The following is a 3856-nucleotide window of genomic DNA, read 5'->3' on the forward strand; positions in this document are numbered from 1 at the left end:
GGCCATGGTGGGCACGATTCTACGAGGCCCGGTCCGGGGCCGGAACACCCCGCCACGGTCCCGGACCGGGCCTCGTAGAATCGTGCCCACCATGGCCTACCTCGACCACGCAGCCACCACCCCGATGCTCCCGGAGGCGGTGACGGCGATGACCGCCCAGCTGCCCCTCGCCGGCAACGCGTCCTCGCTGCACGCCGCGGGCCGCCGTGCCCGCCGCACGGTCGAGGAAGCGCGCGAATCGCTCGCCGCCTCGCTCGGCGCGCGCCCCAGCGAAGTGGTCTTCACCGCGGGTGGCACCGAAGCCGACAACCTCGCCGTCAAGGGCCTCTTCTGGGCACGCCGCGCCGCCGACCCGGCCCGCACGCGCGTCCTGGCCAGCCCCGTCGAGCACCACGCGGTGCTCGACGCGGTCGACTGGCTCGCCGAGCACGAGGGCGCGACGGTGGAGTACCTGCCGGTCGACTCCTACGGCCGTGTCCACGCCGACGCGCTGCGCGAGGCCATCGCCCGCAACCCCGCCGACGTGGCCCTCGCCACGGTGATGTGGGCCAACAACGAGATCGGCACGGTGCTGCCGGTCCGCGAACTGGCCGACGTGGCTTCGGAATTCGACGTTCCGCTGCATGCCGACGCCGTACAGGCCGTCGGCCAGCTGGACGTGGACTTCGCCGCGTCCGGGCTCGCCGCGATGACCGTCAGCGGCCACAAGATCGGCGGCCCGTACGGGATCGGCGCCCTGCTGCTGGGCCGCCAGTACACGCCCGTACCGCTGCTGCACGGCGGCGGCCAGGAGCGGCACGTGCGCTCCGGCACGCTCGACGTCCCGGCGATCGCCGCGTTCGCCGTCGCGGGGCGACTGGCCGCCGAGCGGCGCGAGGACTTCGCCCGCGAGATCGGGGCGCTGCGCGACGAGCTGATCGAGGGCGTCCGGGCGGCCGTCCCCGACGCGGTCCTCGGCGGCGACCCGGACCCGGCGGGCCGGCTGCCCGCCAACGCCCACTTCTCCTTCCCGGGCTGCGAGGGCGACTCCCTGCTCCTCCTCCTCGACGCCCAGGGCATCGAGTGCTCGACCGGCTCCGCCTGCACGGCCGGCGTCGCCCAGCCCAGCCACGTCGTCCTGGCCACGGGCACGGACCCCGCCCTGGCCCGCGGCACCCTGCGCTTCTCCCTGGGCCACACGTCCACGCGCGACGACGTCACGGCGGTGATCGAGGCCATCGGCCCAGTCGTCGACCGCGCCCGCAGCGCGGGGCTGAGCTAGGGGGCCCGCCGGTTTGTGGGCAGGCGTTCCGCAGGGCTGGGGGCACCTCCCAGCGGTAGCTGGGGGAGGGTGGGCACAAACCGGACCACCGGGCCGCACCACCCACCCCGCGCCGTCAGGCGCGGAAAACCCCCACGGCGGGCGGCCGGAAAGTCAACGGAACCCCGCGCGGGAGGCGCCGCCGTACAGGTCGCGGTAGGAGGGGAAGACGCCGCCGGGGCCGTCGACGCCCTCCGCCGCGAGGAGGGCCTTGACCACGGCACGGGTCAGGACGTCCGCCCCGGCGGCGAGGATCTCGTTGACCGCGCCCGCCGCGAAGTCGGCGCTGCCGGGCAGGTGCTCCTCCTCCGGGAGCGGACGGGCGCCCGTGGCCAGCGCGAAGACCGTGTCGCCGTCGGTCAGCAGATGGACCGGCCGCACCGCGCGGGCCAGGCCGTCATGGGCGGTGCCCGCGAGCTTCTGGGCCTGGGCACGGGTCAGGGCGGCGTCGGTGGCGACGACGGCGATTGTGGTGTTGAGCGGGGGACGCACGGAACCCGCCCAGCGCCGGGCCGACTCCTGCCGCGCCGCGGCCAGGGTCTCCTGGGCCGCCCGGTGCCGCTCGGGGGAGGGGTAGGCGACGGGGCGGTCCTCGTACAGCCGCCCGTAGAGCACACCGGTGGCCGGGTCGGCCGCCGAGCCCGCCGCGTTGACCGCCGCGAGTGCGGCGACCGTCACCCCGGAGGGCAGGACCACGCTGGCGGTGCCGATGCCGCCCTTGATCCCGCCGGCCACCGCGCCGGTGCCCGCGCCGACCGTGCCCTGGGCGACGGGCGCGCCCGGTGCCGTGCGGGCCGCCGCCTCGGCGGCCTCGCGGCCCAGCGCGGCGTCCGGGCGGGCCCGCCAGTCGCCGCCCCGGCCGAGGTCGAACAGGGCGGCCGCCGGGACCACCGGGACGACCTGCGAGGGATCCGGGCCCACCCGGAAGCCCCGGCCGGCGTCCTCCAGGTACGCCATGACACCGGACGCCGCGTCCAGACCGAACGCGCTGCCGCCGGTCAGGACGACGGCCTCGACGCGCTGGACGAGATTGCGGGGGTCCAGGGCGTCGGTCTCCCGGGTGCCGGGCCCGCCGCCGCGGACGTCCACGGCGGCGACGGCACCGCCGAGGCCGGGCGCGGTGAGGACGACCGTGGTGCCGGTGAGGGCGCCGTCACCCCTGCGGTGGGCGTGACCCACGTGGAGGCCGTGCACATCGGTGAGGGCGTCCCGGGGCCCGGACGCGGACGTGGGGCGGGCGTCAGTCATACGAACATCCGTATCACGTGCCGTCAGGCCGGCGAAGGGTCCTGCGGGTTGCGTGCGGAGAGTGTTACCCCGACCGTCACCGTCACCACCCCGACCAGGCCCGCCAGCAGCACCGCCGCCCCGCCCGCGAACGTACAGGCGAGGACGGCCAGCGCGGACAGCGGCAGGACCAGCTGCTGCGCCGTGCCGCGCTTGTAGTGGCGGGAGTGGATCAGCCAGACGCAGAACATGAACAGGGCGGCGGGCACGGTGACACAGGACGACGCCGCGAACGTGGAGATGTGCGCCTTGCCCACCGACTCCTCGACCGCCACCTCGATGCCCGCGCCGATGGCCGCCGCCGAGCCGAGGATCAGATAGTGGCCGTAGCCCCAGAGGAACGCCTGGCGGTTGGAGGCCAGATGGAGGTGGATGGGCACGGCGAAGTAGATCCAGTAGGCCGCGAAGATCAAGAGCAGTCCGCCGCTCGCGATCGGCAGCAGTTCGCCCACCGCCTCGTGCTCGTCCAGCGCGGACTGGACGGCGACGGTGGCCGCCGAGACCGTCTCGCCCAGCACGATGATCGTGAACAGGCCGTAGCGTTCGGCGATGTGATGCGGATGCCAGGCCGTCTGGTGCGAGGCCTCGGCGATGGTGGGCACGGCCATCTCCGCGATCGCCATCACCAGGAACACCCAGGGTTTGGCGCGGTCGGGCAGCACGAGCAGCCCGAGCCAGCCCACCTGGCACAGGCTGACGCCGATGGCGTACTTCAGCGCTGTGCGCCGCTCGGCCCCGGCGGAGGCGTGCGCGGCCCGCAGCCACTGCGAGACGAGCGCGAGTCGCATCACCACATAGCCGAGCAGGACGGCCGCGTAGTTCGCCTGGCCGAAGGCGCGGGGGATGCCTGCGGCCAGGATCAGCACACCGGCGATCTGGATCAGGGTCACGACGCGGTACACGACGTCGTCGGTGTCATAGGCGGAGGCGAACCAGCTGAAATTCATCCAAGCCCACCACACCGCGAAAAAGACCATCAAATAGCCCGGAATGCCATGTCCGGGGTGTCCCTCGGCGAGCGCGTGGACCAGTTGTCTGCCCGCCTGGGCCACGGCGACGACGAAACACAGGTCGAAGAAGAGCTCCAGGGGGGTCGCGGCCCGGTGCTCCTCGTCACGCCCGCGCGCGGTCATCCGGCGCAGCACGCCGGAGCAGCGGGCGGGAGGCGGCTCCTCGCGCGGAGGCTCCTCGCTCATAGGGCGATTGTCACCGTCGCACGGGCCCGCCGCGCGCCGAACGCCCCACGGCCCCGCCCGTACCCTGGACGCA

Annotated in this window: 3 protein-coding genes; 1 reads left to right on the forward strand and 2 read right to left on the reverse strand. The window is 74.5% G+C overall.

Annotation, left to right across the window (positions count from 1 at the left end; genetic code table 11):
• Window positions 1-91: 91 nt before the first annotated feature.
• Window positions 92-1261 carry a cysteine desulfurase family protein gene (locus K6I33_RS32815; RefSeq protein WP_229358291.1) on the forward strand — a complete coding sequence of 390 codons (1170 nt, stop codon included), beginning with the start codon at window positions 92-94 and terminating at the stop codon, window positions 1259-1261.
• A gap of 153 nt (window positions 1262-1414) precedes the next feature.
• Here the strand turns inward: K6I33_RS32815 and K6I33_RS32820 are convergent, their stop codons facing one another.
• The gene (locus K6I33_RS32820; protein ID WP_229358292.1) at window positions 1415-2548 is read right to left on the reverse strand and encodes a P1 family peptidase; all 1134 of its coding nucleotides are present in this window, start codon (window positions 2546-2548) and stop codon (window positions 1415-1417) included.
• A gap of 23 nt (window positions 2549-2571) precedes the next feature.
• Window positions 2572-3783, reverse strand: coding sequence for a low temperature requirement protein A (locus K6I33_RS32825; RefSeq protein ID WP_229358294.1), 1212 nt, complete (start codon window positions 3781-3783; stop codon window positions 2572-2574).
• Between the last annotated feature and the right edge of the window lie 73 nt (window positions 3784-3856).

Source organism: Streptomyces sp. UNOB3_S3, assembly GCF_020740895.1.
In the GTDB taxonomy this organism is placed as follows: Bacteria; Actinomycetota; Actinomycetes; order Streptomycetales; family Streptomycetaceae; genus Streptomyces.

Excerpts from the sequence above, each read along its gene's own strand:
- K6I33_RS32815 (WP_229358291.1), top strand. The coding sequence starts at position 92 with ATGGCCTACCTCGACCACGCAGCCACCACCCCGATGCTCCCGGAGGCG.
- K6I33_RS32820 (WP_229358292.1), bottom strand. The coding sequence starts at position 2,548 with ATGACTGACGCCCGCCCCACGTCCGCGTCCGGGCCCCGGGACGCCCTC.
- K6I33_RS32825 (WP_229358294.1), bottom strand. The coding sequence starts at position 3,783 with ATGAGCGAGGAGCCTCCGCGCGAGGAGCCGCCTCCCGCCCGCTGCTCC.